The organism is Acetobacteraceae bacterium (assembly GCA_004843345.1).
Lineage (GTDB): Bacteria > Pseudomonadota > Alphaproteobacteria > Acetobacterales > Acetobacteraceae.
Map to the genome: position 1 here is coordinate 902,873 of CP039460.1, position 22,546 is coordinate 925,418.

24 protein-coding genes are annotated in these 22,546 nt (G+C 45.3%); 15 read left to right on the forward strand and 9 right to left on the reverse strand.

The window, feature by feature from the left end; translation table 11 throughout:
- Window positions 1-176 precede the first annotated feature (176 nt).
- Entirely contained in the window at window positions 177-638 is a 462-nt protein-coding gene (locus tag FAI40_04580) for a hypothetical protein (protein QCE34683.1), read from the forward strand.
- Window positions 639-960: 322 nt separating this feature from the next.
- A complete protein-coding gene (locus FAI40_04585; protein ID QCE34684.1) occupies window positions 961-1,479 on the forward strand; it encodes a hypothetical protein in 519 nt (172 codons plus the stop codon).
- A gap of 121 nt (window positions 1,480-1,600) precedes the next feature.
- On the opposite strand, the gene FAI40_04590 is transcribed toward FAI40_04585, so the two are convergent.
- From FAI40_04590 to FAI40_04600, 3 genes are all read right to left on the reverse strand, one after another.
- A complete protein-coding gene (locus tag FAI40_04590; GenBank protein QCE34685.1) occupies window positions 1,601-1,906 on the reverse strand; it encodes a hypothetical protein in 306 nt (101 codons plus the stop codon).
- Between the two features lie 34 nt (window positions 1,907-1,940).
- Window positions 1,941-2,321, reverse strand: a complete 381-nt coding sequence (locus FAI40_04595) for a hypothetical protein (GenBank protein QCE34686.1) — start codon at window positions 2,319-2,321, stop codon at window positions 1,941-1,943.
- A 140-nt stretch (window positions 2,322-2,461) separates the two neighbouring features.
- Window positions 2,462-3,178: a hypothetical protein gene (locus tag FAI40_04600; GenBank protein ID QCE34687.1), complete on the reverse strand. Its 717-nt coding sequence runs from the start codon at window positions 3,176-3,178 to the stop codon at window positions 2,462-2,464.
- A gap of 753 nt (window positions 3,179-3,931) precedes the next feature.
- Between FAI40_04600 and FAI40_04605 the strand changes: the two genes are divergently transcribed.
- The 4 genes from FAI40_04605 (at window position 3,932) to FAI40_04620 (ending at window position 7,434) form a co-directional block, all read left to right on the forward strand.
- Window positions 3,932-4,936 carry a hypothetical protein gene (locus FAI40_04605; protein QCE34688.1) on the forward strand — a complete coding sequence of 335 codons (1,005 nt, stop codon included), beginning with the start codon at window positions 3,932-3,934 and terminating at the stop codon, window positions 4,934-4,936.
- 198 nt (window positions 4,937-5,134) lie between these two features.
- Window positions 5,135-5,680 carry a hypothetical protein gene (locus tag FAI40_04610; protein QCE34689.1) on the forward strand — a complete coding sequence of 182 codons (546 nt, stop codon included), beginning with the start codon at window positions 5,135-5,137 and terminating at the stop codon, window positions 5,678-5,680.
- 94 nt (window positions 5,681-5,774) lie between these two features.
- Window positions 5,775-6,950, forward strand: coding sequence for a DUF3383 domain-containing protein (locus FAI40_04615; GenBank protein ID QCE34690.1), 1,176 nt, complete (start codon window positions 5,775-5,777; stop codon window positions 6,948-6,950).
- 40 nt (window positions 6,951-6,990) lie between these two features.
- Window positions 6,991-7,434: a hypothetical protein gene (locus FAI40_04620; protein ID QCE34691.1), complete on the forward strand. Its 444-nt coding sequence runs from the start codon at window positions 6,991-6,993 to the stop codon at window positions 7,432-7,434.
- A gap of 37 nt (window positions 7,435-7,471) precedes the next feature.
- Here FAI40_04620 and FAI40_04625 read toward each other — a convergent pair whose 3' ends face one another.
- On the reverse strand, window positions 7,472-9,406 hold the full coding sequence (locus tag FAI40_04625) for a carbohydrate porin (GenBank protein ID QCE34692.1): 1,935 nt from the start codon (window positions 9,404-9,406) through the stop codon (window positions 7,472-7,474).
- 170 nt (window positions 9,407-9,576) lie between these two features.
- Window positions 9,577-11,151 carry a carbohydrate porin gene (locus FAI40_04630; protein ID QCE35745.1) on the reverse strand — a complete coding sequence of 525 codons (1,575 nt, stop codon included), beginning with the start codon at window positions 11,149-11,151 and terminating at the stop codon, window positions 9,577-9,579.
- A 520-nt stretch (window positions 11,152-11,671) separates the two neighbouring features.
- Here FAI40_04630 and FAI40_04635 point away from each other — a divergent pair.
- Window positions 11,672-13,390, forward strand: a complete 1,719-nt coding sequence (locus tag FAI40_04635) for a hypothetical protein (GenBank protein QCE34693.1) — start codon at window positions 11,672-11,674, stop codon at window positions 13,388-13,390.
- An 11-nt stretch (window positions 13,391-13,401) separates the two neighbouring features.
- Here FAI40_04635 and FAI40_04640 read toward each other — a convergent pair whose 3' ends face one another.
- From FAI40_04640 to FAI40_04655, 4 genes are all read right to left on the reverse strand, one after another.
- The gene (locus tag FAI40_04640; GenBank protein QCE34694.1) at window positions 13,402-14,454 is read right to left on the reverse strand and encodes a hypothetical protein; all 1,053 of its coding nucleotides are present in this window, start codon (window positions 14,452-14,454) and stop codon (window positions 13,402-13,404) included.
- Entirely contained in the window at window positions 14,451-15,665 is a 1,215-nt protein-coding gene (locus FAI40_04645; GenBank protein QCE34695.1) for a hypothetical protein, read from the reverse strand. The genes FAI40_04640 and FAI40_04645 overlap by 4 nt, the downstream gene beginning before the upstream one ends.
- Window positions 15,666-15,691: 26 nt before the next feature.
- Window positions 15,692-16,147, reverse strand: coding sequence for a hypothetical protein (locus tag FAI40_04650; protein ID QCE34696.1), 456 nt, complete (start codon window positions 16,145-16,147; stop codon window positions 15,692-15,694).
- 75 nt (window positions 16,148-16,222) lie between these two features.
- A complete protein-coding gene (locus FAI40_04655; GenBank protein QCE34697.1) occupies window positions 16,223-16,912 on the reverse strand; it encodes a hypothetical protein in 690 nt (229 codons plus the stop codon).
- Window positions 16,913-16,996: 84 nt separating this feature from the next.
- Here FAI40_04655 and FAI40_04660 point away from each other — a divergent pair, with 84 nt between their 5' ends.
- The 8 genes from FAI40_04660 (at window position 16,997) to FAI40_04695 (ending at window position 22,493) form a co-directional block, all read left to right on the forward strand.
- Window positions 16,997-17,920, forward strand: coding sequence for a hypothetical protein (locus FAI40_04660; protein QCE34698.1), 924 nt, complete (start codon window positions 16,997-16,999; stop codon window positions 17,918-17,920).
- Window positions 17,921-18,164: 244 nt separating this feature from the next.
- On the forward strand, window positions 18,165-18,641 hold the full coding sequence (locus FAI40_04665) for a hypothetical protein (GenBank protein ID QCE34699.1): 477 nt from the start codon (window positions 18,165-18,167) through the stop codon (window positions 18,639-18,641).
- Window positions 18,638-18,991, forward strand: a complete 354-nt coding sequence (locus FAI40_04670; GenBank protein QCE34700.1) for a hypothetical protein — start codon at window positions 18,638-18,640, stop codon at window positions 18,989-18,991. The genes FAI40_04665 and FAI40_04670 overlap by 4 nt, the downstream gene beginning before the upstream one ends.
- A 29-nt stretch (window positions 18,992-19,020) precedes the next feature.
- On the forward strand, window positions 19,021-19,686 hold the full coding sequence (locus tag FAI40_04675) for a hypothetical protein (protein QCE34701.1): 666 nt from the start codon (window positions 19,021-19,023) through the stop codon (window positions 19,684-19,686).
- A 2-nt stretch (window positions 19,687-19,688) separates the two neighbouring features.
- On the forward strand, window positions 19,689-19,982 hold the full coding sequence (locus FAI40_04680) for a hypothetical protein (protein ID QCE34702.1): 294 nt from the start codon (window positions 19,689-19,691) through the stop codon (window positions 19,980-19,982).
- Between the two features lie 16 nt (window positions 19,983-19,998).
- A complete protein-coding gene (locus tag FAI40_04685; GenBank protein ID QCE34703.1) occupies window positions 19,999-21,243 on the forward strand; it encodes a hypothetical protein in 1,245 nt (414 codons plus the stop codon).
- Window positions 21,244-21,358: 115 nt separating this feature from the next.
- Window positions 21,359-21,820: a hypothetical protein gene (locus FAI40_04690; protein QCE34704.1), complete on the forward strand. Its 462-nt coding sequence runs from the start codon at window positions 21,359-21,361 to the stop codon at window positions 21,818-21,820.
- A 211-nt stretch (window positions 21,821-22,031) separates the two neighbouring features.
- On the forward strand, window positions 22,032-22,493 hold the full coding sequence (locus tag FAI40_04695; GenBank protein QCE34705.1) for a hypothetical protein: 462 nt from the start codon (window positions 22,032-22,034) through the stop codon (window positions 22,491-22,493).
- Window positions 22,494-22,546: the final 53 nt, after the last annotated feature.

The window sequence follows — 22,546 nt, forward strand, 5'->3', positions numbered from 1 at the left end:
ATTTCCGCCTCACCGTACCGCTTTTAAAAGCGAAAAAGCAAGTTGCGAATCTGTCAAGAGGGTGCATTTCCTTCCCCACTATTCAAAAAACAAACTTAGACTTAATTTTTTTACAAGTTTTGAAGAGACGCTTTTCAAAACAGATTTTAGACCTACAATTTATAAGGAAAATTACAATGAGAAAATCCATTGAATATTTAGTTGAAGAAGGAGATGACAAAGGCAAAGTCTTTGTCATCACAAGAATGTCCGCTTTTGAAGCGGACGAATGGGCCAGTGATCTTATTCACGCTCTGTCTAAGGCAGAAAGTAAACTCAGAGACACAGGTTCAAAAATGGGGATGGCGAGTTTAGAAGGCATGACCATTGATCTCTTAGGCGCTTTAGATCCAAAAGACCGCAAAAAAGCGTTTGCGGATCTTTTGGCCTGCTGCAAGATCAAACGTGATCCCCGAAATCCTTTGGTGGAAGCCACCAAGATTTTAGAAGTCGATATTGAAGACCCCATGACCTTTATCCATCTTCGGGAAAAGGCCTTGAGTCTGCATGTGGATTTTATAAAAGCCGCCGCTTACCAACCTTTCCTCTTCGTGGCGGCACTCATTCCAGAGGAAAAAGCCAGCAAGGAGAACGTATAAAACGCGTAGATTATGAAAATCTCTCCCGCCCTCTTGGCGATGTTCTCGGCGCAAGGTTAGCGACATTGCATGAGCTGCAAACCGTTTATGATAGTGAAGACCTTCTCAATCTTTGGGAAGCCTACCTCGTAACGCAGCATAACAGAGCAAGATAAGGAAATACAGAAAGGGGGCGCTGTAAGCGCCTCTTTTTAAAAGCAACCTCTTAAATCAATAAAAATAAATAATTTTTTTCATTTTAAATTATTTAACTTTTTTACTTTTTTTTATTTCCCTCTCTTTAAAATAGATTTCGTATCTACAATTTATAAGGATATTTACAATGATCAAATCGATTGAATATTTAATTAACAAAGGTAAAGACAAAGGCAAACTCTTTGTCATTAGCAGACTGCCTCTTTTAAAAGCGGATAAATTGGCTGTGCGTGTTCTGCAAGACCTTGCCAAAGCGCAGTCCTTTCGATGGGAAAGCAATCCTGAAATAAACATAGCAAATCTGAAAGCAACTGCCATTGAACGCCTCCTTCCTTTCATCAATGCAAATATTTCTGAACAAACTTCTCTTAATCTTTTGGACTGCTGCAAGATCAAACGTGACCCTGAAAATCCTTTGGCAAAGCCCAGCAAAATTTTAGAAGGCGATCTTGAAGATCCAATCACCTTTATGGAGCTTCAAAATGTGGCTTTAAATCTGCATATAGATTTTATAAAGGCCACGAGTTTCCAACTTGCCTTTGCAACAGAGACCCTTTCTCAAGCACAAATGGCACGTCAAAAGAAGGGACAAAACTGTCAAATTATTACAAAAACAAAGAAAAGCCGTTTCCATCCTCTTTTTTAATCCTCATTTTTCACTCCATGAGGGGAAGCTCCTTCCCCTCTAGCCAAACGTGCGTGCCAAAGGTATCTTTATTTCTATAATCGAAATGTTCTGCCTATCCTAAAAAGACCGTTATTGGGCTTTAGAGGGACAAGCTTTTTTGAGAGTCAGAAAATTTCTTCAATTCTGCAAAAAAATCTGGATTCAATTTCGGATTTACTTGATCTTGATAGGTTTTAATTGCTGATTCATCTTCTGATTTTATCAGAAGTACATTTTTACCTTGCGTCACGGCAACAGGCTTATGGCTGTTAATAAGACTGGATAATTTATACATTTCCACAGGCTTAACCCCATTTGTTCTACCAGTAGGTACACTAGCTGAAAAATCATGCTCATATGCTGGGTCTTCACAGCCACTAGGCGAAGCACCTTCTCCAACTGGCACAAATTCTCCATTGTCAAACCAAAGTTTTAGATTTTCACCTCGGCAGGTGAAACCATTTGTATCTTCGAAGCCTCCCCCCCCCTTCTGTCTTAAATTTAAAGGGCACATTATGAGAAACTTCCCATTTTGTGAAAAATAAGCTCGGAGCGAAATACAACGATGATGCCCCAGATATAAAACGTAAATCAGGATATTCTGGCTGCCCATCAAAATGATCTGTATCCATTTTAAACACCCATTCCCCCCATAGAGTGTCTGTCACTTTATAATCTTTCGGCAAAAAAGACGGCAATGAATCAGACGTTTCTGTCTGTGTTTCTGCCTCTGGCTGTGCTTGCTCTGCCTGTACGCTTGCCGAAAAATACCCTGCTCCCAAGAGCAAAACTCCCAATCCTAACTTCAATTTATTTCTCATTTAATTCTCCATGAGGGGAAAGAGCTTCCCCTCTAGTCAAACGTGCGTGCCAAAGGTATATTTTTTCTACAATCTAAATATTGTGTTTATTCCTCATGAAAAACGCCCCGTTAGGTTTCAAAACTTAACGGGGATTTATTTTATGTAGCGTCAGAATATCTTTTCACTTGCGCAAAAAAGCCAGGATGTAATTTTGGATTGACTTGATCTTGGTAAGTTTTAATCGCTGATTCATCTTCAGATTTTATCAGTAAAACATTCTTACCTTGGGTCACCGCAACGAGCTTATGCTTACTGGCAAGATCAGCTAATTTATACAGTCCCACTGGCTCAACGCAATCTTTGAGCTCGGCTGCTCCGCCACTAGGTACAACGCCAAAAACATCATGTTCACTACCGGGCTGATTACAAGATTCATGATAAGTATCTATAAAAGAGACAAATTCTCCATTATCAAACCAAAGTTTTGGATTTTCTCCCTGACAAGAAAATCCTTTAATCTTCTGAACATCCACCCTGCCTTGCATTTTAAATTTAAAAGGCGTTTTATGTGCGCTTTCCCATTTCTCACGTCCAGCCACATCCGGCCAAAAAGACATCTTTGATTTTCCAGAGGTAAAATCTAATTCTGGATATTGGGGCTGCCCATCAAATTGTCTGGTATTCATTTCAATCCCCCAATCCCCCCATAGAGTGTCTGTCACTTTATAATCTTTCGGCAAAAAGGACGGCAATTCACTCGACGTTTCTGTCTGTGTTTGTGCCTCTGGCTGTGCTTGCTCTGCCTGCACGCTTGCCGAAAAACACCCTGCTCCCAAGAGCAAAATTCCCAATCCCAATTTTAATTTATTTCTCATGAGGAAATCCCTAAATGACACAAAATAACAAATCCAATTCTGAACCGAATGAAGGTATCGTAGCGCTTTTAGAAAAAATTGCGAAGAATACAGATAAAGAGGACACGCCTTTTAAAGATTTTGTTGACTCCGCCAACAAGTTTAAAGATGCCGTTTCTAGCTTTAGAGATTTTGCACGCTCTTTTTTCTCTGAACAGCAACAAAAAGCTTTTGACAATGTGCATCTTAGCAATATTGCCGATGCGGTTCATATTGACACCACGATCCTCTACACCGCCAGACAAGTTGCCAAAGCAAATGGCGGACAAGAAGATGAAGCCGATCAACTGGCTATGCGTTTGCATGAAATCAAAAATAGTGACAATGGCGAATTTAATACACTTCAAAAACTATTAGGTAAAAATATAAATCTGATAAATGACGATGGCTCTATTCCCAAAGATTTTTTACAGCAACTTCAAAATGGCTTGCAGGGAAAAGATAATGCGGCTCAAGAAAAAATTTTTAATCTGTTAAAGGTCGGAATGGCAGATGGTTTAAGGGCTGGTCTTACCAATTTCAAGGACGGCCATTCTATCAGCCAACAACAGGCAGCTTTTGTAAATAACGCTCCTAAATCAAAAGAGCTTGACAGTGCGCACAATTTTCTTTTCACCAGCGCACAGACCAGCAGTGCAGCGGATAAAGTCCGTCAAGACGAATTTAATCTGGTTTCAGACTATTTACAGGCGCTGGAAGAGGCCCTTATCAAGCTTGAGGCAACGCATCCCGACATACTGGCCTCAGTCAGGGGTTGTTGCGCTAAGCCTTGCGCTTATGGGTTTAAGTGCGGCCACTGTTGTAAGTACAGGGATTACGCTTTTCGGTCAGGGGAAGCGTTTTAAGGCCTTTCTACGTGGTAAAAAAGGGGCTGGACTTGCCGAAGAGGCTCTTGAAGAGGGGGCAGAAGAACTCTTTGAAGGAAAGGGAAAAGCCCCTGCCGAAGCTGCAAAGAGTGCGCCTAAAGCGCCGAATACCAGCACCAATGTGGCTTCTAAAGCTGCCCAAGTGGCAGAAAAAGCCGAAGAGGAGCTAAAAACAGGGGGAAATCTTGCTAAAAAAGCTGCGATAACAGGGATTAAAAAGCGTGGCGGCTGGAGTCTTCTCCGAGTACTAGGCAATGTTGCCAAATCACCTGCCACGAGACGTGTTCTTTTTAATGTTGCCAAAACAGGAGGCTCACTTGTTGGCAGAGGCATCGCTGCCGATGGTCTTCTTACCGTGCTAGGAGGAACTGCTGGTGCTGGCACGATTGCAGAATTCGGCCTCGGAGCGCTTTTAGCGCCAGAGCTTGCCTTGCCCATCGCTGCGGGGGCTGCGACTTATGGCGCTTGGAAATGGTGGAACAATCGGCAAGCCGAACATGCAAAGCAGGCGGAAGCGGCCAAAAAAGCCGCAGAGATAAACCTAAATGCGCCACCACTTCTCCCCGGGATGCAAGCCCCTCCCCAGAATGTCGCCGAATTCTATCGGCAGGCAGAAAACGGGCAAAATGAAAAGGCGCAGATCGCAGCGCAAAAGAATGCTTTCTTCCAGAAAAGCATGCTCTTAGAGAAGGAAAGAGCGCTTGGCCCGCTAACGGAAATCCGCACAGGCGATATTATTATCAATGATGCCCACACAGATGACCCCCTTGCCTTTGCGCATGAAGTTGAGCAAATCATCACCCAAGCGCTTAACCGAACAAGCAATATTTTTAATCCAAATATTGCCATTTAAAAAACTTACGGCGTGTCAAGAGGGGCATTTCCTTCCCCACTAGGCAAGCGCACGTGTCAAAGGTATCTTTTAAAGACACTCCCTCATTGCGTCTACGCCTTAACAAAGCGTTCAAGATACTCTTCTTGATCGCATCTTTGACCGCATTTTCCCTCTCTCCGTTTTTCTCCCTTTACTCTGTTTCATAAGGAGGACTTTATGTCTCTTTCTGAAAACAGCGCTGTGAGCAGTGCTGTTCCCTTTCTTTCGCTTTCACCCAGTGAAAGTGAAATTTACCAAGCGGTTGGCGACTGGATTTCCGCTGTTCTTGGCGATGGCTTTAATGTCATTCAAGGCCAGCAAAACCAGTCCCCGCCACCGCTTAATTGTTTTGTGACGATGGTTATCAGCAATAAAGAAAGGCTGGCGACCAATGGCCGCCACTATACGCCAGATCAAAAAATGGTCATTTCTGACTCTTCTCTTTTCACGATTCAGGTTGCCTGTGTCGGGAAAGGGTCTGGTGAAGCGATTTCCACCCTCAAAACGCTTTGGCGGGATTTGTCCTGCTGTCAGTTTTTTATCGAAAACTTGCCGTCTTGTGCGCCTGTCTCCTCTGATAATCCTGTGCAGGAGGTCTTAACCACCGCCGAAAACCAATATGAAAACCGTTGGAGCGTTGGGCTTCGTCTCAATGTTCTAACCGAAATCACGTTAAATCAAGACAGTTTTTCTGAAATTCATTTAACGACTCTTTCTACTTAAATTTATTCTGAAGAATACATTTTTTTACTTACATTCATTTCAGAATTTAACTCACTTTATTTACATTTATTTAACAATTAAAGGTTTACATTCTATGTCAATTCCTGTTTCACAAATTGTGCGCATCGTGCCTTCTTCTTTGGCCGCTGCGCCCAGCAACCCTTTTATGAATGGGTTAATTTTAACACAAAATACGGCCCTCAAGGCCGGTGAAGTCGCCTCTTATGAGGACGCAAAATCCGTCGCCCAAGTTTTTGGGGCGCAATCGGTTGAGGCGCAGATGGCAGCTGCTTATTTCGGCGGTTATGTCGGCGCAAGCCAGCTTCCCTCTCTCCTCTATTTCTACGGCGCAGAGGCTGCCCCAACACCAGATGAGAAAACAAAAACACTTGCTTCCGATCCTGCAACCCTGATGGGGCAGGTTACCAATCAGCTCCAGAATTTTGCAGGCTTTACAACGGCTTGGGAGCTTTCCCTTTCCGAAAAGCAGGCCATGGTCCAATGGGTCGGCGGCCAGCAGGATAATTACTGGGGCGTTATCTGGGATACAGATGAGCAGGCGCTCACCCTGTCCGACAATAACGGCTCTTTCGGCGCTTGGCTGTCTCAGCAGAATCTTGATGGGATTTCTGTCATTTACAAAGACCCGAATGCGGCCGCTTTCTGCCTTGGCTGGATGGCCTCCCTTGACTGGGATCTTTTGGAAGGGCGTGCCAGCCTTGGCAACCGCACCTCTCCTGTCATTTCAGCAATGGACGGTTCTTTAAGCGATTATGAGGCGCTTATGGCAAACGGCTACAATGTCTATGCAGGCTTTGCCAACCGCAGCGCAAGATGGAATCTCCTGCGTTCTGGCGCTGTCAGCGGTGCGTTCAACTGGGCAGACAGCTATATTTGCCAGATTTGGCTCAATGCTGCCTTGCAGAATGCGCTTGTCGGGCTTCTCACCCAGATGGGGCAGATTCCCTATAACACAGACGGTGATGGCATGATGAATGCCGCAATCCAAGACCCTGTTGCCGCTGGCAAGAATTTCGGCATTATCTGCCCGGGTATTCGCCTCAGCAGCAGTGAGGCCAGTGTTCTTAAAAGCAAATTTGGACGGGACATCAGCACGGAATTATTTAATGACGGCTATTATTTCCTCCCAAATGCCTCGGCTGCCACAGCCGATATTCGTGCGAAACGCAGCAGCCCTGCCTGCCTCTTTGCCTATTGTGATGGCGGATGCGTGCAGACCATCAATCTGCCTTCGATTGAAATTCAATAATTATCAACTTTAACTTTACATTTTTTATTAGGATATATTTATGTCAAATGGACTTATTACCTCGGCCAATGCAACGGCCTTTTTAACCGTGGAGACGCTTTTCGGCACGCCTGTGAAGCTCGAAAACTGGGCTTCGGACAAAGGATGGGAAGGCGAACGCTGGAAAATCGCAGACGGTAAAATGAGTATCGATGGCAAGCTCAACCGCGGTTATGTGGCTGAGCCTGTTTCTTTAACGCTCACCTTCTCCGCCAACAGCAGTTCACTCGAGATTTTCGATGTTATTACCGCTGCGAGCGCACAGGCGCGAACCTCTTATCAGCTTGGCCTTGTTTTCTCCCTCCCTTCTTTGGGACGGCGTTATACTTACGTCAACGGATTCATTACAGAGTTTGATGCGTTGCCACCCGGCCATCAGCTTTTAGAAAGCCGAACTGTGCATCTTAAATTTGAGAAAATGGTGCCTGCTGGTATTCCTGCCTAATCCGCTCCGTAAAAGACGGTTTTAAAGGCCAAAAGCCCTAGAACCGAATGTCGGCGTGAACGCCTAAAATGGCTTCATCGCCGACTCTTTTCAGCGTGTTATAAGCATAATCCTGCACACCGCCACTCGGCCTGAAAATATACTGAAAATCAGGCTGAATATTAAGCCATGGCGTGACCATGGCCTGATAGGTCAATTCCATGTGATCTTCAGCGGTTTGCTGGATTGTGCCTGTTTCCCGATCAAAATGTCGTGCGCCGTCTCCCGCCACGCCAATTCCCCAGCCAAGACCGAGTGTATCGTTGGGACGGTTATGAAACGGGGCTTTGAGGTTAATCCCTGCATCGGCTGCAAACGTGACCAAATTCCGATCGCCCTGCGTTCCCATTCCTCTAAAAAACACACCGACAGACTGGTAAGGGTTGCTCCTAGAGCGCCAAATCATCTGATCCATAATGCCGTAAACCGCCCAGTTGCTCCTTACCCATGCTGGGGTATTCACATCTGCGCTGTCATGGGGATTGCCTAGCGGCTCGCCAATCGCATTCTTATAAAAGCTTGGATAATCTGCCGTGTCATAATAGCCCCCAAGCTTATACACACCTGGCAGACCACCATGATGTTTGCCGAAGGTCACAGAATACTGCAATTCCTCCATCAAAAGGACGCCTGTATTCGTATTAAACCGTGTCCCCGAAGCAGAATTCCCATAATTCTGATTGGTGGGATCAGCCGTATTTCCCCCATTTTGAATCGCAAAAGCGCTGTTCTGATTGCCTGGCGGATTATCGTCTGAGGCAGCAAACATAAAGGTAAAGCGTTCCGAAGGGCGGAAACGGAAACGAATCCCTGGAGAAGCCAACGGCCAAGACGGCCCGCCTGAATATAAATCCGCAGAAGGAATCAAGGGCCAGCCAAAATCCGCATTTAAGTACAAACCGCCATAAGCGCTAATCAAAAATTCGTTATCCAAATCCATCTCACCGATACGGACATCCATCACATTATGGAAAAAGGGCTGCTGATACCATAATTCAAACAATCTGAAAGAACGGTCTGCTTCCTGCCCTGAAATTGGGTTAAAAACAGAAAGATGATCCTGCGAGATAGAACGTCCCCGAATTTGCATACCGCTGATATTAAATAATCCCATTTTGGGCCCCAGCGTTTTACGCAAATCCACCTGCATCGATAAAAGCGTCACCGCATCATAAGATGCCCCTTGTCCACCGCCGCCTCGGCCATTACCACCCCAAGCAGGTGATCCTTGCGCCTGAGAAGGCGTTCCCCCTGACGGATTTCCCCAGACTTCCTCAATATCAAGCAAGCCAAATGTAATCCCGAAATGATCTAAAAGATTGCGTGCGCCAAACATGCTCCCCAGCATTTTACTACGGTGCATAATATCGCCATTATTGGTAATATCTGTTCCCCTTTCCCATGGGAGAGGAATTTTCTGAGACGACATCGACTGTGCCGCAACCACAGCGCCACTATTGTTGACGCTTGGCGTGGAGTCCTGCAACGTCATACGGTCACCAGCCACCTCCGAAAGATTTCGGTAAGTGTACTGATGTGCTTGCGACTGCTGAAGCAAAAGGCCTTTTGAGGTCACACGGTGTTGACGTGCCTGCTCAAGCGCACGTTCTGCCAGATGTTTTTCACGTTCCGCTTCTGTAAAGCTCACACGCATTTCAGTTTGTGCTGTTGGCTTTGTTTTTAATGGAGATTCTTGCTCCTCCATACCTTCTGAGGCTTCTAAACTGGCCTTATCGTCTTCCACTTGCGAAAAAGGGCGATCCTGCGCAATTTCGGATAAATCCAATTCTTGCGCAAAGACAGGTTTTGCTTCAAAAATAAGTGCCCAAAGGCCAAAAATAAAGAAAGAAAGGGTATATAACCACCTTTTATCAAAAAGGCAGGAAGTTCTTACAGGCGCTGTTTCTCTGGGTGAACGGACGAAACAAACCATATCCCCGATGTTCCTGACATACCCAAATCCCTTACTTAAAAAGTAACCTTAACCGCTATTATAGAATCTCAAAGCGCATATCATGCCAAAAAAACAGGAAAAAGACGCCACGGCAACCCCTCTTCTTCCTAACGTCACGCAAAAGCCACAAAAAAGAGGCGAAAAGACACTTAAAACTTAATATTCGCATGAAGGCCAAGCACAGCCTCGTCCCCCACACGCCGAAACGTTTTAGCGCTATAATCCTGAACACCAGCGCTCGGTTTAAACATATACTGAAAATCTGGCTGAAGGTTAAGCCAAGGTGTCAGCATCGCCTGATAGGTCAATTCCAGCATATTTTCTGTTGTTTGCCTCATCGCACCGCTTTGACGGTCAAAAGAACGCTCTCCTGAACTTACAACCCCGATGCCCCAGCCAAGTCCCAGCGTATCATTGGGACGGTTGTGAAAAGGCGCTTTAAAATTGATCCCAGCATCCGCTGAAAAAGAAATAAGATTACGGTCGCCTTGACTGCCTGCGCCTTGAAAAAACAGACCAACAGACTGATAGGGATTATTACGGGAGCGCCAGACCATTTGATCTATAATCCCATAAACTTCCCAATTTCCCCTCAGCCAAGCAGGCACATTGGGGTCTCCTCTATCGTTTGGATTGCCAAGAGGCTCTCCCTGTTGATTTCGATAATAGCTGGGATATTTTGCCGTATCGTAATAACCGCCGATTTTATAGACTCCCGGCAGTCCGCCCCGTGACTTGCCGAAAGTCAGCGCATACTGTACTTCTGAAATCAGCAAAGCGCCTGTTCCCATATTAAATTTTGTGCCAGAGGCCGAAGCGCCCAAATCCTGATTACTGGGATCTGCGCTGTCTCCACCATCTTGAATGGCGAAAGAGTTCCTCTGATTGCCAGGCGGATTATCATCCGAAGCCGCAAACATAAAAGTAAAGCGTTCCGAGGGACGGAAGCGGACACGCACCCCAGGGGAGGACAACGGATAAGACGGCCCGCCTGAATATAAATTCATCGAAGGCGCTAACGGCCAGCCATAATTCATATTCAAGTAAAGACCGCCATATTCACTAATAATAAATTCTGTATCTAAATCCATCTGCCCTACACGGACATCAAGTGCATTATGGAAAAAAGGCTGTTCATACCAAAGCTCAAATAGACGAAAAGAACGGTCTGCGGCAATTCCTGAAATGGGATTAAAGACCGCAAGCTGATCCTGTGAAATAGAGCGTCCCCGAATTTGCAGGCCACTTATATTGAAAGTGCCCATTTTTGGGCCAAGAGTCTTTTTCAAATCGACCTGCATCGTCAAAAAAGTTGCGGCATTATATTCAGCTGTCTGGCCTGATCCTCTGCCACTGCCACCCCAAGCAGGAGAGCCATCGGCTTGGGAAGGTGTTCCCCCTGTTGGATTGCCCCACACCTCCTCAATATCCATTGCGCCAATTTTGATTCCGAATTTATCTAAAAAATTCCGAAGACCGAAAGCGCTTCCCAATATCTTATCCCGATGCAAAATATCGCCTGAATCCAGAGGACTTCGGCCTTGATCAAACGGCATTCTGATTTCCTGCGCCGCCATGGACTGCATCGCCGTTGCCGTGTTGGCATTGTTAACGGTTGGCACAGAATCTTGAAGATCAAGACGGCCGCCCGCAATTTCAGAAATACGCCGATATTGATGGATTTCATCTGGAATAGCAGGGCTCTGAATCCTGATAATCGGCATTTTTTTCTGTAAAGAAGGCAGAATCGAAGGCGTGTCCGCTTCTAAAGAGTGATTGGCAACGTCAGAGTTCGGGTTATCCAACTCTGACGCAGAACCCTCAGGGCGGATTTTATCCTCTATCGCTTGGGAAATTTGGCGTTCCTCTGCGCGAATCTTTCCACCACAGCTGCAAAGACAACTGCATGAGCAGGCCGCCGCCAACAAAAACCGTGTGCAAGCTTTTAGCTTACCGCAAGAGGGGCAAAGGCAATGTTTTACACTGCGGAAAGAGAAGCCACAGCATTTTTTAAGCTTTTTCCGACAAATATGGTCATGCTCTGGCATTTCAGACCTTTTTTCTCTTCAGACAATTTTATTCAAAAGCTAAAACAAAAACGCTGAAAATGTAAATCATTTGCAATTAGATTGAAAAAGAAATTTTTAGTGTTGATTTTTTACAGAATGCGTTAAGTATAATCCTCTTATCTTGGTTATTTTTAATTAGATAAAAACGTACAGGCAGGTTACTATTTCTTCTTCTGTGGCATCTGGGCACGCTCCCTCCTCTTCTCAAAATCTTGTGCCTGTTTGGGTTATTCTTTTACTGGGTATCCTTGCGCTCCTCTGCGAATTTGGCGCAATGGGGAATCCCTTCCCCTTTTCTGAACAGCAATTCTACCTCTATGGCGGCGGACAAATCCTCCAGCATCAAATCCCTTATGTTGATTTTTGGGATAGGAAACCTGTTGGACTTTTTCTGCTCTTTGCACCAATTCACCTCTTTGGCCCTTACCGTTTTTATGCAATGCCCATCATTGCAGGGCTGTTCATGTGGGTAGGTGCGATTATGATTGCACGCATCACACGCTTGCTTTCCTGTGGTCTTTTCCCTTCTTTTTTAGCTGGTGCTGTCTATCTCATTGGCTCAAATGCCTATCCTGACGAAACAGCTGGTCAAGCAGAGCAATTCTATATCCCTCTCTTGATTGGCGCTGTTCTGCTCATCGTCCAATATTGGGACCGTATTCAAAATTCAATCCCTGATCTGCTCAAAGTCGGCGCTGGCACTATGATTTTGCTGGGCATGGCGCTAGAGATTAAAACCTCCTGCGTTTGGGACGGTGTCTTTTTAGGGATTGCCCTTCTCGTCATTGCCGTTCGGCAGCCCAATTTTTCCCTTACACAGCGTTTTTATGCCTTTTTTGTCTGTGGTGCGGCTTGGATTTTTGTTGCGCTCATTCCAACCCTTTTAATCCTCGCTTATTATGCTGCGCATGGCATTCTGCATGATTGGGTCTGGGCGAACATCACCAACCACCATCTCCGCAGTAAAGCTATTGGCCACTCCACTGCCTTTTTTGACTATCACCGCTATTACGCCAATTTTGCAAAACATGCCTTAGAAACCTGCTTTTTCTGGGGACTGCCAACCCTTTATCTGACCTATCGGTTTATTGCGCTTTGGGTTGCGAAGCTCAAAGCGAAAGATGGCTCTTTTGTTCCGCCTCTTACACCTCTATTTTTTATTTTTGCATGGGGCTGGGTCTCTTTAGTGGCCTCTATTCAATTACGAGGCGGTTACGCTGCGGTTCACTATACAATGGCAGGCATGCCCGCAGCGGTTATTCTGGGCGCTGTGCTTTGGCAGCGCAATCTTTGGGAAAAGATTTTCCTTCTTCTGCCACTCGTTTATTTTACACCGCAAGCCATTGCGACAAATCTTATTTCTTTCAAAGATGAGGTTGCCCTAGAACATAAAGTTGCGTCTATTCTCAATCAGCAGCCAGGCTGTCTGTTCCAGCTAAGCGGCTCTTATCTCTTTTATGATCTTAGCCCTGCCACGTCGCAATGCCGTGTGAATAAATTCCTGCTTTCAGGCATGCTGACCTCTCCCGAGGAGCAATTTGCACTTGGCGTCAATCGTGAAGATCAATTTCTGCATGATCTCAAAGAACACCCGCTTTACCTTGTCATTGATACCTGCGATGAGCGTCTAAGCTGTGATTCTAGATTTAAGCCTCAAGTTGAGGTCAAAGACGGTCTTTGGTCCACCAATGCGATTGACCCGAAAAAGCGCTCTGCCATTCAGGAAATCATCACCAATGACTATGTTCCCGTCTTTGAGGGGAAAGACAATAAGCAGGGTGGCGATTATGTGCTTTATAAATTAAAGGATCGTTTCGTTCCTGGGATTATGCCCCCGAATGTGCGCCCTGTCCCAGCAGAACCTTACCACGAAGAACCAGAGAGGGACGAATAAGTTCAGCAGAGCTATTCGTTACCTCTGGCGTGACGGCGTGCGGCTTCATAAGCACGCTCCTGTTCTTTCTTCTTAAAATAGGCTTTTTTACTGTCGAAATAACCTTGATTGGTTAGGGGATTATTCGATCTGGCAAAGCGGTAAAGGGGAGATCCGTCCCCATAATTAAGCAACAGCGCTTTTGTGCCCTGACTAATAGCAATCGGATGATAATTATTTACAAGTTTCACCAGCTTTTTTGACTGGAAGAAATCTTTAGGTGATGACTGGCCAATAATCTCTTTCTCCGGCTCTTCCTCTTGCTCTTCGCCCCCTTCAAACTCTTCATGACAGATTGTAGGCCCTGTTTCGATATAATTTTGACTGTCAAAAAGCTTTCCCTCGTCAAACCAAAGACGAATAGGCGTGCGATCGCAGGCGAAATATTTATCTGAGACTTTGACCGAATAAAAATCCCGTGCGGCATAGCCCGATTTACTTTGAAAATCGACCATTTGCTGCACCAGCATAATTTCAATCGCCGTATTTTTCTCCTCTCCTGACCCGACAAGCTTAATCATCGGATTGGGAGGATCTCCCCAGCCTCCAACAGGCTGATAATGAAAAACCCATTCACCTTTCAATTCTCCGATAATCTCAATTTTTGGCTTGGGCTTATAGGTTTCTGGCGGAGCATTAAGAATAGCCTCTTCCTCTGCAATTTTCCGCTGCTCCTCTTCTTCCTCGGGCGTTAGAACAGGATTTTTGGTATCTTCTTCATCGCCAGAAAGCGCATGCTCAATCTCAGCATGCTCATCTATTTTTTCTTCTTTTTCATCCGGGTCTTCCCCGAAAAAAAGACTCTTGACCGCCTTGGACTTAAAGAACATGTCAAAAAGATTGTCCGAATGGCTCTCTTCTTTCCCTGCCTGCGCAGAACGTGGCTTATGATGAAGGTCGTGGGAATGATCCTCTCCCCTTGCCTCATCTAAATATTCCGCATGGGCTGTTGAAAAAAAAGGAAGATAAAAACCCGTCAACAAAAAACCTGCCAGAGAAATCGAAAAAGAAAGATTTTTTCTCATTCCTGTGCGGTGGCCTTCTCTTGATAATAGCGTTTTTTGGCCTCAAAATATTTGGTATTGGCTTTTGGATCCATTTCTCGGCGGAAAGCGTCCAAAGAGGCCGTCTCATGATAATCTAATAAAACCGCATATTTTCCCTGACTTAAGGCCACAGGGCGCTGCATTTTAAGCAGCAGATTCAATTTCTGCGCCTCTGCAAGCTGTTCTGCTCCAGCAGGCCCTTTGCCACTTGTCGCAAAAATCTCATCATTGAGGCAAGCTGCTGGGGCGGTTTGTACATATTCCCCATTATCAAACCAAAGTTTCACAGGCCCAGCATTACATTTAAAGTAAAGATTACAGAGCTTCATGTGCACCATATTGCGGACAATAATCCCCTTAGGATTTAGAAAATCGCTTTTACTGCTCGATAAAGTAACCCCCAAAGCAACAGGTCCCGCCTCAAACTGCAACACCGATGTCGAAGGTTCATCTGGAAAAAGCCTATCCTCCTCTTTGAGTTTCCATTCCCCTTTGAGCGCACCAATCACCTCGGTATCGAGGGGAACAAAATCCTTCGTCTCTAAATGGCTCAAAGCACTGCTGGCATGCTTCTTCTCAAAATTATCCCAATAGGCTTTAAGCGCTGAAAAATAAGGCTCATTTGTCTTAGGATTGCTGGCTTCCTTAAAGGATTTCAAAGACTCCTCTGAATCTGAAGAAAATTTTATCCCTGTCGCACTTTCACTGATTAAAATAGGCCTAGTACCCTGCTGAATAAAATCAAAAAGCTGAGAATATGATTTCCACATGTCCTGCCCAACCCCAATCGGAAGATAGAGATAGACACGCCCATGGTCACACCGTCCAACCTCAAGAGGCAGAAACTCCCCATTATTAAACCAAATCCTAAAATCCTCGCCATTGCATCCAAAATAAGTATCGCTTAGCGCAATATTTAAAGAATCTTGCAAGTGCGGCGGTAATTTCCCATCAAAATGAATGAGGAGTTTATTTGCCCCTGAGGTAAAGGCAACCGCTGGCGCTTTTGGCAGAACCGTGACATCGCTTGTATCGTAAGCGCTTGTAAATTTCCAAGTGCCTTTTAAACTGGTGATCGTTTTAATATTGGGCGGACTATATTCTGCCTGTGCAGATTTCCAGCCCAACAGCAATCCAAAAAGAAGAAATGGAAAAGCCATCAGGACTTTTCCGTAAAATGACTTTTTCATGCCCATTTCCTCTTTCTTTTCAAAGGTTATTTATAGCTGATAGATAAAATCTTACGGCTGGCGAGATCAACTTCACATCTTACATGACGTTCTGCGGTTGTGCCATACATATCCGCTGCCTGAACATGGTCATCTAAAAGGGTAATTTTACCCTCTTCCGGCGCACTATTTCCCATCATATAGGAAGGAAAAGCACCCCCGTCGATCGCAGAATGCCAATGAGGCAAAGTGCCTGTTTTTTCCCTAATCTCATGGGAGGCCGCAATCTCACACGCATTGCGGACGGACAATAAATCGTCCCATTCATCGACGAGCTGGGCATTGTTTTTGCAAACTTTGTAATTTAACTGGCAGGTTTTAGCATTCAAATCACTATAAGCCTGTGCCTGCCCGGCATAAAAAAACGCCGTTAACGCAAAGAGACTTCCCAAGAGAGATGGAAAAAAAGAATTGAATTTTTGGCTCTTGCCACAATGTTGCACTTTTATAAATCCTTAACTTTAAACGTTCTTTTAGGATTGTACCAGCCAGCCTAAAGGATGAAAACGCCTAAGGGGCTAAACAGGGGCTTCATTTTTTGGCGTTAGAAAATATTTCTTAACGGATTCAAAATAGCCCGGGTTTGTCTTGGGATTATTGGCTCTGGCAAAACGCTGCCAGCTCCCATTCTCACTTTCCGCATCCAGCATAAGGCTATATTGCCCTTGGCTAATTGCAACAGGGCGGTAATGCATAACTTCAAGAGCAAATTTTTTCTGCGCTGTTTTTTCCTCATCTGGCATTGCGCCTGAAGTTAGCATACTTCCCTGCACTTGGTCGCCCTGACAGCTCGAAGGCGCACTCTCAGCAGAATCCCCATTATCAAACCAAAGAATAATATTGCCGCCATTACAGTCAAAGTAAAAATCGCTGATAGAGGCCTTAAAATAATTACGGGCTTCTATCGGATCATCGCTATTGAGAAAATCATCCATTGTATGAATGAGCGTCACCTCAACCACGTTCTCTCCTTGCTCAAAACGCAAGGAAGGGGCTGCCGGCTCTCCCTCCTGCTGGGAGGGCTGGTAATGAAAGACCCAATTTCCCTTCAAACGGGCCAGAATATGCGTATCTGGTGGAACAAAATCCGCTGAGACCTGCGCAAAACTTTTCATAGGCATGCCAAGGCCTGCCAGAAAAACCAAACCCAAGATCATCTGTATTGCAAAGAAAAACGAGAGTTTTTTCTTCACTTCCGCAGTCTTCACGAAAATCTCCCTCCTTTTTAGCACACTTTTATTACTAAGCATGAGTTTTAGCCCACAGGCAAGCTCTTTTCTTCTAGGATTCTTATGAAAAACACGATTGATACACCACCTAAGTGTACCTTAAAACTTCGCTTTACCCCCTCTTCTTCCCACGGGGAGAGCCTGAGCTTTGAAGCGCTCCGAACGAGCGTTCTACTCAGCTCCAGCCCTCAGGAGACAGGCGATACTGCCCGTATCCGCCTTCACGGTCCCAGTCTAAATAATTTCTTTCAAATGGGTATGGCAGACGCAAAAACAACGCAGCAAACCTCGATCTTTTCCATCCTCTCACAAGCCGAGGTTCAAATCGAAGCCTATAGCGAAAATCAAAGTCCCACTCTGATTTTTCATGGCAAAGTCAGCCAATGCAAAAGCGTTTTACAGGGCACAGAGCGATTTTTGGAAGTTTTAGCGCAATCAAGCCTCCTCTACACCACCTTGCCCTCTGCCCCTTTAAGCTATGAAAATCCTGTCTATGCTTCTGAGATTTTAAAAAGCCTTTGCGACACGCAACAGATACAGTTGCAGAATAATGGCTTTGAGGCGCTGCTTCAGCCGCCTTTTCTCCTTCAGGGAAATTTTTTGCAACAAGTCAAAAACCTTGTGAATGCGCAAAATGGCTTTTTCCATTTTGATACGCTTCAAAAAACCCTTTTTGTCGGTAAAGACGAGCTTCTCAAACCAACGGACGCTTTGAAAATCCCAACAGACGCCCTTTATGAAAATGTGCATTTCTCAGATTCATTTCTTTCTTTGTCCTGCCTTTTTCAGCCTAATTTACAGCTGGGCCAGTCAATTACCCTTCAAAGCAATCTGCTCAAAGCAACGGATTCCTCTCTTTTAGGGGAAAGCGCCTATCTCCCTCCTTGGAATGGGAGCTGGATTCTTGACAGCTTAAAACATGAATTAAGCACTGAAAAAACATCTTCAAAATGGAAAACAACGCTTTTGGCGCATCGATCCGCCTAGCGGAAACAGCTTTCCAATTCTCAATTTTCTCTAAATTTTCAAACAAACGAGGTGTCTTATTATGACGCAATCCACAACAAACTTACCTACTTTTCAGCAAATTTCCAGCCAACAGGCTTTTGAACAAGCCTTATGACAGAGTTTCAAAAACTTTATTTTACAGTTTGGCGCTCAAATCCCAGCACGGGTCGAAGCCATCCACAGCAATGGCACAGGGGAAACTGGAACGGTTGACCTTCTCCCTTTGATCAGTCTGCACACCGAAGAAGGGCAGGAAATTCCACAAACACTCCTTTACAATGTGCCTTATTTCCGCCTTCAAGGCGGTGCGAATGCGGTTATTCTTGATCCACAGCCCGGCGATATTGGACAGCTTATTTTAAACGGGCGTGATGTCAGCGACGTTAAAAATCAGCAAAAAACAGCCTTACCTCCTTCTAAACGCCTTTTTAGCCAAAATGACTGCTTCTTTCTGCCCTCTTTATTCGGTCAGAATGCCAAACAATATCTCATGGCTAATCAGGAAGGCTGGAAACTCCATGCAGATAAAGGGGCGTCTATCGTCATTGAAGCCGATAAAATCGAACTTGTCGGAGAGGTTACCATCAAAGGCACGCTTTCTGTTTCTGACGACATTACCGCAGGTGAAAAACAAATTTCCCTGCAAAACCACACCCATCCGTTCAACATAACAAGTACAGAAACGGGGACGCCGACATGATTAGCCTTAAAACCGATCCAAAAACCAATGATCTTTGCCTCACCTCTCTTGGCGATATACGCACCTGCTCAGATCAGGAAGCGATTGCGCAAGATGTTGGCTCTGCCCTCTCTATCTGGCGGGGGGAAATTCCCTTCACCCCCCTCTTAGGCATTGATTACGGCAATTTCTTTTTAAAGAACCAGAGCCAGACCAATGATTTCCTGCAAGAACTTCGCAAAGAAGCCCTGAAAGTTTCTGGCGTGCAATCTGCCCAAATCACCATTGAACCTCTGGGGAGCAGCCGGCAAATCAACGGCACAATTCAAATTATCACCGATACAGAAGAGGTCATTTTGGCCTCTTTTTAAAATTTATCTTTTTAAAATTAAGGAATTTTATGTCTATTTTACCTCTAAGCGGCTTTCTGTCTGGCATTGCAGGCCGTGCCCTTGATGGCTGGGCGCAAAATGTCGCCCGAAATCAATGGGGGCTGTTTTACAATAGCGGCTCCTTCAAAATTGCCCGAAAAAGCACAACGATTTTTGGGCGGAATGCTATCTCACTGATCAATAGTTTTATCCCTGGGGAAAGCCCTGTTTTCCCCGAGGCCAGTCTGGAATCTGTTGAACTTTCAGAAGCGGCGAAAATCTCCACTGCGCCCAAGCAAAATGGGCAATATGTCAATACAGACAAATCCGAAACGCCAACACAATGGCAGGCAACTTTTGTCTGTGATGGCCGAATTTCTCCCGTTTTCTCCCCTAAAGCGCTAATTCCTGATATTAGCGGCCTTTCCGCCTTAGAAAACCGTCAGAATTTTCTTGATAAACTGCGCAGTTTAATTGCTGGACGGCAATATCTGAAATTCAGAATTCCAGAAGGGGAATATATCGTCTGCCCGACCGGCTATAAAATTCAGCGGGACAGCACCAGCATCGAATGTTTCCGTGCCATTGTCACGCTCGAAGCGTTCAGCCCCAACACAATCAGCGAAGATCAGCTCCTCAAAGGGCCTAAGAATCTTGGCAGGATTGCCCCTCAAACCCTTTCGCAAAGCCCCTAACCATGTCTGAAACAACCCTTATTCCCCTCTCCCCCCTGCCTAATCAAATTTTCACCCTTCAACTCCAAAACCACCTCTTAAAGCTGCATCTTTATCAGCGGACTTATGGGCTTTTTCTCGATCTCTGGATTGATAATGTTTTAACCCTCGCTGGCAGATTATGCCTCAATAATACGTTTCTGCTTCAGGATAAGGCAGCACCGCTCAATGGGGATTTTATCTTTATCGACAGTGAAGGCAGCGAAGACCCCGACTACACCGAATTAGGCAGTCGATTTAAACTCTATTTTAAATAAAGAAAAGTCAAAAAATATGTATAATACTAATGATACAATAGAAACAAATGTTCAACAGCCGCTTTTAACAGAAGCAGGCTTTACCTCTCCCAGTCAGGAAGAAATTCTCCAAGCCGTACAGGCAGATCTCAATCAGGCCTTTGGCGGTAATGTCAATCCAGCCTTAAATACGCCTCAAGGACAGCTTGCACGCTCACAGACAGCTATCCTTTCTGATTTTTTTGATGCGCTGTTAGAAGTTTTTAATGGCATTGACCCAGCCTTTGCCAGTGGACGCATGCAAGATGCGCTCGGGCGGATTTACTTCCTCACCCGAAAGCCTGAAACCGCCACCATTGCCGAGGTTGAGCTGACCCTCACAGGGACAAATCTTCCGCTTTTAAAAGCAGGCACAATCCTTGCCACAGATTCTGTTTCAAACGGTCATCTTTATGCGCTGCTGGAAGATTTCTCTGTTCCAGCAAACACCCCTTCCCCCATCACAACCACACTGGCCTGCCTCACAAAAGGGGCGGTTGAATGCCCCGCCAACAGTCTTTTGCTCTATCAGGGGAATTTAGGCATTGCCTCCCTCAATAATCCAAGCGCAGGGGTTACAGGACAAGAGGCCGAAGGGCGGATTGATTTTGAAAACCGCCGTGCCAATTCTGTCGCCAGCCAGTCTATGGGGCAGAATGCCGCCTTGCTGGGCGCATTACTTTCCCTTGACGGGGTGGAAGATGCGCAAGTCATTGATAATGCGGCCAATGCCACCCAAACGATTTCAGGTGTTACCCTCCAGCCGCATTCCCTTTATGCGGTGCTGGTCGGGGGGAGCGCAGAAGAGATTGGCAAAGCCTTTTTAGCCAAAAAACCGCCAGGATGCGCCACGAATGGCTCGGAAAAAGTCACCGTAACAGAAGAAAACGCTGCCTATGGGGATCACCCGCCGAGCTATGTGTTTTTCTTTGATTATGCAACCCCTGTGAACCTCTATCTTAAAGTCGTTCTGGCAAGCCTTAAAAATGTGCCAAGCAATGCGAATGAACTGGTTGTCAAAGCGATTATCAATTATTTCAAAGCGCCCGAAACACGTCCTAAATTAGGGGCGACCCTTTACAGCTCTGACCTAATTGTTTCGCTTAGAGAAACCTACCCATGGGCACGCATTCTCTCACTTAGCCTTGGGGTTACGGCCGAAGCAGGCCAAAGCGAACTAACCCTTCCCCTTGGTCAGATTGCGGTTACAGACGCAAATTTCATTTCTGTGATTTTGCAATAGGGGCATTTCCTTCCCCACTATTCAAAAAACAGATTTGGACTTAATTTTTTTACAGATTTTGAAGGAATGTTCCTCAAAACAGATTTTAGAATTACAATTTATAAGGCAATTTATAATGCGAAAAACAATTGAATATTTAGTCGAAGAGGGTGCTGATAAAGGCAAACTCTTTTTCATCACACGAATGTCCGCCTCTGACGCAGATAAATGGGCACTGCGCTTTATCAAAGCCCTTGCAGATGCAGGAGACACTGTCCGTCCCGACAGTCTCGAACTTGGTATCCTCGGGATTGATGACAAATATTTTGATCTCATCGGCCATGTAGAAGAGTCCGAGAGTGAGGTGCTTCTTGAGGCGCTTTTAAAATGCTGTCAGATTAAGCGTGATCCCCGAAATCCCTCGGTTGAGCCGACAAAAATCCTGAGTGTTGATATTGAGGACGCACAAACGCTCTCTATATTGCGCCGTAAAGCCTATGAGCTTCACACGGATTTTATCAAAGCCGCCATGTACCAGCTTTTCCACCTCGTGGCGGCTCTCGGAATGACGGAAACGCCGGAAAACGGGAAAAAATAGAGCTTGCAAAATACCCTAATTGCTCACGCCCTTTCGGCGATGTGCTGGCGGCCAATCCGACAATTTTAGAAAAATTGCAGACAATTTACGACAGCGAAGACCTTTGTGAAATCTGGGAGGCGCTTCTGATTTCCCAATATAACCACTTTTAACCCTGAGCTTTCTCTTCTGTGTGAAAGCCTTACATTTAACTTAATGATTGGAACTAATTATGAAAAAAACATTTGAATATCTCGTTGAAACTGGCGATGACGCAGGCAAACAATTTTTTATTACCAAAATGCCCACTTTTAAAGCCGATAAATGGGCACAACATCTTGTAAAAACCCTTGCCGCCGCAGGCTCTGCCCTTTTGCCTTCTTTAGAGAAATACCCTGTGCAAGGTCTGGAACAGCTCGCCATTGTGTTTTTTGGCAGAATGAATCTGGAAGACCTCGAAAAAATCTTTGATGGGCTTTTGCAATGCGTTCAGGTAAAACGCAAATCTGAAAAAGCCGAGGGCGAAATCACCCCGTTGAGAGAAGGGGATATTGAAGACGCTATGACCTTTGTTAATCTTCGGGTCAAAGCCTTTGAGCTTCATACTGATTTTATCCATGCGACCTATCAGTTTTTGTTGCCCAGCGTTGCAGCAACCATTGGCATCGCTACGGGCCTTTCAGAAGAAGCCTAAACTTTGAAAAGGGCCATTTAATGGCCCTTTTCACAACATCACCCTTACCAAAA

Bases quoted from the DNA above. Each gene is read 5' to 3' on its own strand.
- FAI40_04580 (QCE34683.1), top strand. From the start codon at position 177: ATGAGAAAATCCATTGAATATTTAGTTGAAGAAGGAGATGACAAAGGC.
- FAI40_04585 (QCE34684.1), top strand. From the start codon at position 961: ATGATCAAATCGATTGAATATTTAATTAACAAAGGTAAAGACAAAGGC.
- FAI40_04595 (QCE34686.1), bottom strand. From the start codon at position 2,321: ATGAGAAATAAATTGAAGTTAGGATTGGGAGTTTTGCTCTTGGGAGCA.
- FAI40_04600 (QCE34687.1), bottom strand. From the start codon at position 3,178: ATGAGAAATAAATTAAAATTGGGATTGGGAATTTTGCTCTTGGGAGCA.
- FAI40_04610 (QCE34689.1), top strand. From the start codon at position 5,135: ATGTCTCTTTCTGAAAACAGCGCTGTGAGCAGTGCTGTTCCCTTTCTT.
- FAI40_04615 (QCE34690.1), top strand. From the start codon at position 5,775: ATGTCAATTCCTGTTTCACAAATTGTGCGCATCGTGCCTTCTTCTTTG.
- FAI40_04620 (QCE34691.1), top strand. From the start codon at position 6,991: ATGTCAAATGGACTTATTACCTCGGCCAATGCAACGGCCTTTTTAACC.
- FAI40_04625 (QCE34692.1), bottom strand. From the start codon at position 9,406: ATGGTTTGTTTCGTCCGTTCACCCAGAGAAACAGCGCCTGTAAGAACT.
- FAI40_04630 (QCE35745.1), bottom strand. From the start codon at position 11,151: ATGCCGATTATCAGGATTCAGAGCCCTGCTATTCCAGATGAAATCCAT.
- FAI40_04640 (QCE34694.1), bottom strand. From the start codon at position 14,454: ATGAGAAAAAATCTTTCTTTTTCGATTTCTCTGGCAGGTTTTTTGTTG.
- FAI40_04645 (QCE34695.1), bottom strand. From the start codon at position 15,665: ATGAAAAAGTCATTTTACGGAAAAGTCCTGATGGCTTTTCCATTTCTT.
- FAI40_04660 (QCE34698.1), top strand. From the start codon at position 16,997: ATGAAAAACACGATTGATACACCACCTAAGTGTACCTTAAAACTTCGC.
- FAI40_04670 (QCE34700.1), top strand. From the start codon at position 18,638: ATGATTAGCCTTAAAACCGATCCAAAAACCAATGATCTTTGCCTCACC.
- FAI40_04675 (QCE34701.1), top strand. From the start codon at position 19,021: ATGTCTATTTTACCTCTAAGCGGCTTTCTGTCTGGCATTGCAGGCCGT.
- FAI40_04680 (QCE34702.1), top strand. From the start codon at position 19,689: ATGTCTGAAACAACCCTTATTCCCCTCTCCCCCCTGCCTAATCAAATT.
- FAI40_04685 (QCE34703.1), top strand. From the start codon at position 19,999: ATGTATAATACTAATGATACAATAGAAACAAATGTTCAACAGCCGCTT.
- FAI40_04690 (QCE34704.1), top strand. From the start codon at position 21,359: ATGCGAAAAACAATTGAATATTTAGTCGAAGAGGGTGCTGATAAAGGC.
- FAI40_04695 (QCE34705.1), top strand. From the start codon at position 22,032: ATGAAAAAAACATTTGAATATCTCGTTGAAACTGGCGATGACGCAGGC.